The organism is Gordonia sp. NPDC003429 (assembly GCF_053588575.1).
Genome location: NZ_JBSFQF010000040.1, coordinates 1 through 5,239, shown reverse-complemented (window position 1 = coordinate 5,239; position 5,239 = coordinate 1). Strand labels below are relative to the sequence as shown.

The following is a 5,239-nucleotide window of genomic DNA, read 5'->3' as shown; positions in this document are numbered from 1 at the left end:
CGCCCACATCACGCAGGCTCACACCGCAAATCCGACCTACATCTTGGGGTCAGTAGAACCTGTTTCACGCACCGTCAATCCGGAAGAGCCGGATTCTGGCAAGTAGAGCGCGAATGCCACAATCAAGCCGCGCTCAGATGACAAGTCCAACGACTTAATGACGTCCGGCCCAAACTGGGGCTCCCGCTCTTTCACCAAATAGACTAAGGCAACCCCTCTCGTGCTGCGCCAGAAATCGGCAAGCGGATGGCCCTGGGGTCCACGTCTGTCCAGCAATGGAAGTACAAAGTCTCGATGCTTGGGATCGGTGATCTCACCGAACTTTTGGATGGAATCCCCGCCGCGATCTCTACGGTCGCGGTGGACAATCTTCCGAGTTCCCACATCGTGGATCAATAGATCCATTTCACCGGGTTGTGGAATGAGCACAAGGAAATCCCTCAGTAGTGGGGACTTTACCTTAATGAGGTTGAAGTAGTGCGTCACACGCGGATCAATCCATGCTCTTTTGTACTCGTACATCCATTTCATCTCATTGACAATACCCAATATTTGATTTGCGTGAACCACACCGGTGAAAGCTCGAAGATTGAGTTGGCCACTCGCCGGGAAGGGAACACTTTCACCGCACTCGTTGAGGACCGGACGCCAGAGATCCAGGTTCCATCGCTGATCATTCAGTTGAAAGGGATACCCGGACGGGCTGAGCACACGGTCACTCTGCTCCTTCAGCCTCGCGTTGAACATCTTGTTCCTGGCGGCCGGCTTGAGCCAAGGTAGGTGTTGCCAAACCAGAGGTGGAATCTCGGAAGGACGCACCAGGGGCTTGTCGCCGTCCCATTGAGAATAGATGGCCAATTGCTGGCGAAATTCCTCCTCATCCAATGCGATCGCCTCAAATGCCTTGTAGAGATCCACGCGAACCTTGGCACTGAACTTCGCGTTGCGGTCGATGTATAGGCGGACCAAGTCGCGGTAACCTTGCCGAAATCCGAACCATCGACCCATCTGGGTCAACGAGTCACTCATTCTCACGGTTCGACGGAAGTAGGTGATTGTCAGACCCTCCACCGTGAATCCGCGGCTAAGTTTCGCGCCGCCGATCAGGATTCTCCAGGTGCTGTTCTGATCAAAATCCAGTTGCTGCTGTTGTAGTTGGACCTCGCGGTCGCCGTTGACGATGAGCACAGGGTTGTTATTGTGTTCGGTAATACGGCCGACGGCTTTGCCTATGAAGGGCTTTAGATCATCGAAGTCCGGCAACGGCGGCACATCGTCCTCACGTCTGGCTTTTGACACCCGCACGATGTCATCTGTGTACAGCTGCCGAAGCCTCTTCATTCCCCGTGGTGTCGTGAAACCCGCATCTTTCCAGAGCTGCTGGACTGCGGACCCGAGGATCTTCTGATCCTGTGTTTTCACCGATTCGTGAATGAGCATGGTGTGGTGTCGGAACCCGAGGTTGCACTTCTTCGAAGTGCGATACAGCTTGCAGGCTCCTGTAAGGACGAACATATCTATTGCTCGGGCAAGCTCCTCGTACCGTGCGAACTCATCGTCGGGGTGCTCCGAGGCCTCCAGGTCGCGCACAAAGGCTTGGTAGTTGCTATTACGGGCCGTCACTGGAGGGTCGATTTGTTGCAAATCGTGAAAGTCTTCGACGCCCATGTAGCCATCGGGCCTCGGCAGACTCAGGATGAAGTCTTTCGGGTAGATATCCTCGGGGTCCGATGGGTCGACGAAGACGTTCGCGAACGGGGTTGCCGTATAGCCTACGTACTGGGCGCGTGGCATCAGCTTCAACAACTCTGTGATGTGCCTGTTGATGGCCCGGCGCTCCTTCTCTGCCGTTCCCTTCCACTTCTCTGGGTTGACGGTGTTGACCGACGCCTGGTCAGATTCGTCGTCGATGATCAGGACCGGAATTTCTGAGAAGGCCCTGCTGTTGCCCCTTACCCCTGTCACCAACTTCTTGAGCACTGTCGAATTCTTTTTTGTCACCACCAGGCGTGCGGCTGTCGGAAAGAGGTTCACAGGGTCATACAATGGCTTGCTGATATCGAAGCGATCCACCTTGAGGCTAGTAAACTCTCTTTTGTAGTCGTTACGGTGTGACGTCAGCCTAATGATACCGTTGGGGATCTGTTCGTTGCCAAAGTCAAGGAAGCGATCTAACCAATCGGGATCACCTTGATAGTCAATGTGCCCAAAACGTGCTTCGTCCGGACTGAGGTCCCCGACGATGTTCTGCTTGCCGACCATCTCCATGTCGATTCGGCGTTGCGTCTGGGCTCGAAGCATTTCAATCGTTCCGGTCATGATAATGACGAGTCGGTACCCAGCGTCAATCGCCTTCGCAACTACGCCGGTGAAGTTCGCCGTCTTTCCGCTCTGGACATACCCCACCACAAGCCCCTTGGCTTGGTGTGGTTCCACTCTGGTCGGATCAGCAATGCGCTCAACAACTCTGGTCGTTGCAAGATCGATCGCCGTAACACTTGTTTCTGGCCACTTCTTGACGCCCAATAGATAATCTCGGTAATGGGGCCAGTAGAAACTGTGAGAATCCGCCCTCTCGGGCGTGTACCACTTCTTCCACGGAGCTGTAACGATCAAGCTCGAATCAACAAGAACCGGCCTCTTTTTGAGCAGTGCGTCCGCGCCCGCTTTGTTCAGTCCGAGCTTCCGGCAGATCAGGGCACGGCGATCCGAAGTCGAAGGCGTCGTGCCTTCAGCCCAATCGACAGTCGGAGCTGCTGCGTCCCATTTGTTCACGGCCATTCCCAGCGCAATTAAGAATGGTGCGGCAGCCGGAGCATCGCGGATTACTGTCGTCACATCCGCTGCAGTGACTCGAACACCATGGTCGCTGGCGTCAGGTGTGATCCGATCCACAAGGTTTTTCGGGGGCCCACTGCCAATTGCCGAAAGTACCTGTTGCAGCGATGTGGGTAACCAATCGCGAGTCATTAGAGTCCTTTGGGTAGCTCGATATCGAACAATGGGTCCTGGCCCTCAAGGCCATCGAGACCTATTCGGTACCGGACGTCTTCGATCCGTTCGGCCTGCGGAACAATTGCGTCTAACCGCTCGCGCACAATGGCAGGGAATCGGTCGTCGACACGCAGAAACATCGGGTTCGAGCGCAGCGACCACCTGGATTGATACAAGTCGGCGTGCCTGAAACGGTATCCAGTGACACCCAGAAGCATGTCCAGGTGAGAGACTGGTATTCCGGGAAGCGCCCGGGCCACGTCGACGAGTCCGGCCAAACTGATGCCGGGACCTGCTCCGGCTGGAGTGATCTGGATCGACAAGAGGTAAAGAGGCCGGTCATTAGTCGGAAAAAGTTGGCCAATACCGCTGATCCAGTGCGATCGCTTCTCCGTAGTCGTGGTTTTCACCTCGAGATCAAGATCTTTGAGCCCGAAATCGTGTTCTTCGCGATCAGCACCTCGCCATGCCTCGAGCGCTTCTGTGGGCGAGAGCCACGTTGCAAGCGCTATAAGCACCATGATCTCGCCGTACAGACCAATCTGCTTCTCCAGGGAGAGTTCACCGCGGCCCGCGAGGATCTCGCCGAGGCCTGCGAGAACCGAACGAACGGCATCCGTGAATGTGTTGTGTCGCATCTGGACGGAATCGGCGATCGTGCATAGAACTGGGTATACCTCGGCTAGATTATCCTCATAGGTCACTTGCAATCGATGAAACATCGTTCCACCGTGGTCCTCCACGAAATATTCAATGTTCGCCAGCTCGTTCACGCGTGGGTCTGACACATGTTTGGTTGCTTCGAGAAGCAAAGAGATCGTCCTGTCGCACGGAATCAGTTCAATGCGTCCCTCGGGCACGCCGTCGACAGAGAAGACCCCCGGGAGGCCCTCAGACACGTAAGTCTCGATCACGCCGAAGGGCGTGTGCCGGGCGTCATATTCAGCAGGTTTAGTCATCTCTTGTTATACCGTTCTTCGACTTGAGCTGCGGAGGTGAGAATTGCATTCCAATAATCGCGATTTTCTTTGTCTTTTGGTCCCATTGCTGCGCCGCGAAACAGGTCTTCGTACAGCAGGAACAACAATGTCTTGAGTAGTGGGGCATCATTAACACCGGCTGCGTCACCATGGAGAACCGCGTCGCGATAGTCGGCATTCAACCACAGGGTTCGGTTCGGCCTGTCTAACTCGACAAAGTCGTCTCTGCCCAGCTTAGTCCAGCGAATGCGAATTGGATCTTCGCCGTTCAATAGAGCAGACTCCCGTTCGATAGTCTGCTTCACTCGAGGATGCAAACCTTGGCCCGGCGGAAGAATCCTGACTCGCCGTCGGACGTTGCCCTTCTTGAACGCCCGTTCGGCATCGTCGAGATATCCTTGAAAGGAATGGCCGTGCCTATCGGTCGCCTGCTCTATCGCACGCACGAGATCCTCGGCGAGTTGGACACCCGCCTTCTCGACGCTGATTGTGAAAACGTCGAGATGCTCGTCGATGTCCACTGCCACCCTGGCAAGCCTGTACGACTTTCGTTCCTGTATCACTCCGCCCCAACCTCCCCCCATGAGCAGGCGATCCTTGCGGTAGAGGTAGAGCCCCTGAAATGCTTCGACGGGCTTCCCATACAAGCGAAACAGGGGCGACTCCGATCTCGCAGGCCAGATGCAGCAGTGAAGCGTGACACTGCTGTCTCCGAGTTCTGCAATCAGGTTCATTGGGTAGCCCGGCCAACCAGTCTTCGTTTTCGGCCGTGGAAACGGGTTGACCGGATCGACGGACACCGGTGCACCGGACTCGTCCTCATCTGCCTCGTACGCGTCGATACCGATCTCCACCTCACCCTTCTGGAGCAGGCGGTGGTAGACCATGCCGAGATGCCATCGCAGCGCGGCTATCTTCTTGTCGACGAATGCGCCACTTACGGCGGGGTTTCGCGAGCGAGGAAACCCGCGGCAATCATCCCACTGCACGACAGTCCCTGCCTTAGCACGTCTTCCCTCCGTCACCAGTGCGAGGATCTCCGACAATCGATATGCCACAGCATCGGGGTCCAGTACATCCACGTCGAAGTCACTGGTGTGTAGCTCTCGATACATCCGACGGCCCTGCGCGACATTGCCAATTCGCTTGGACATCACCGTCAACGTGTCGGGAGATATTGTCAAGACCTGTGGATGAGCGGTTTTCAGGCGGCCTCCTGGGTGCCTGAGGTGGCGTCGGGTTCGACGAGTTTGCCTTTCTCGAAG

3 protein-coding genes are annotated in these 5,239 nt (G+C 55.8%); all 3 read right to left on the bottom strand.

Annotation, left to right across the window (positions count from 1 at the left end; all coding sequences use genetic code 11):
- Positions 1-36: 36 nt before the first annotated feature.
- The 3 genes from ACWDSI_RS20290 to ACWDSI_RS20280 are packed head-to-tail and all read right to left on the bottom strand — an operon-like array spanning position 37 to position 5,128.
- Entirely contained in the window at positions 37-2,970 is a 2,934-nt protein-coding gene (locus ACWDSI_RS20290; protein ID WP_449757664.1) for a Z1 domain-containing protein, read from the bottom strand.
- Complete coding sequence (locus ACWDSI_RS20285) at positions 2,970-3,953, bottom strand: PD-(D/E)XK motif protein (RefSeq protein ID WP_449757663.1); 984 nt, start codon at positions 3,951-3,953, stop codon at positions 2,970-2,972. The genes ACWDSI_RS20290 and ACWDSI_RS20285 overlap by 1 nt, the downstream gene beginning before the upstream one ends.
- Positions 3,950-5,128: a hypothetical protein gene (locus tag ACWDSI_RS20280; protein WP_449757662.1), complete on the bottom strand. Its 1,179-nt coding sequence runs from the start codon at positions 5,126-5,128 to the stop codon at positions 3,950-3,952. Before ACWDSI_RS20280 ends, ACWDSI_RS20285 begins: the two co-directional genes overlap by 4 nt.
- Positions 5,129-5,239: the final 111 nt, after the last annotated feature.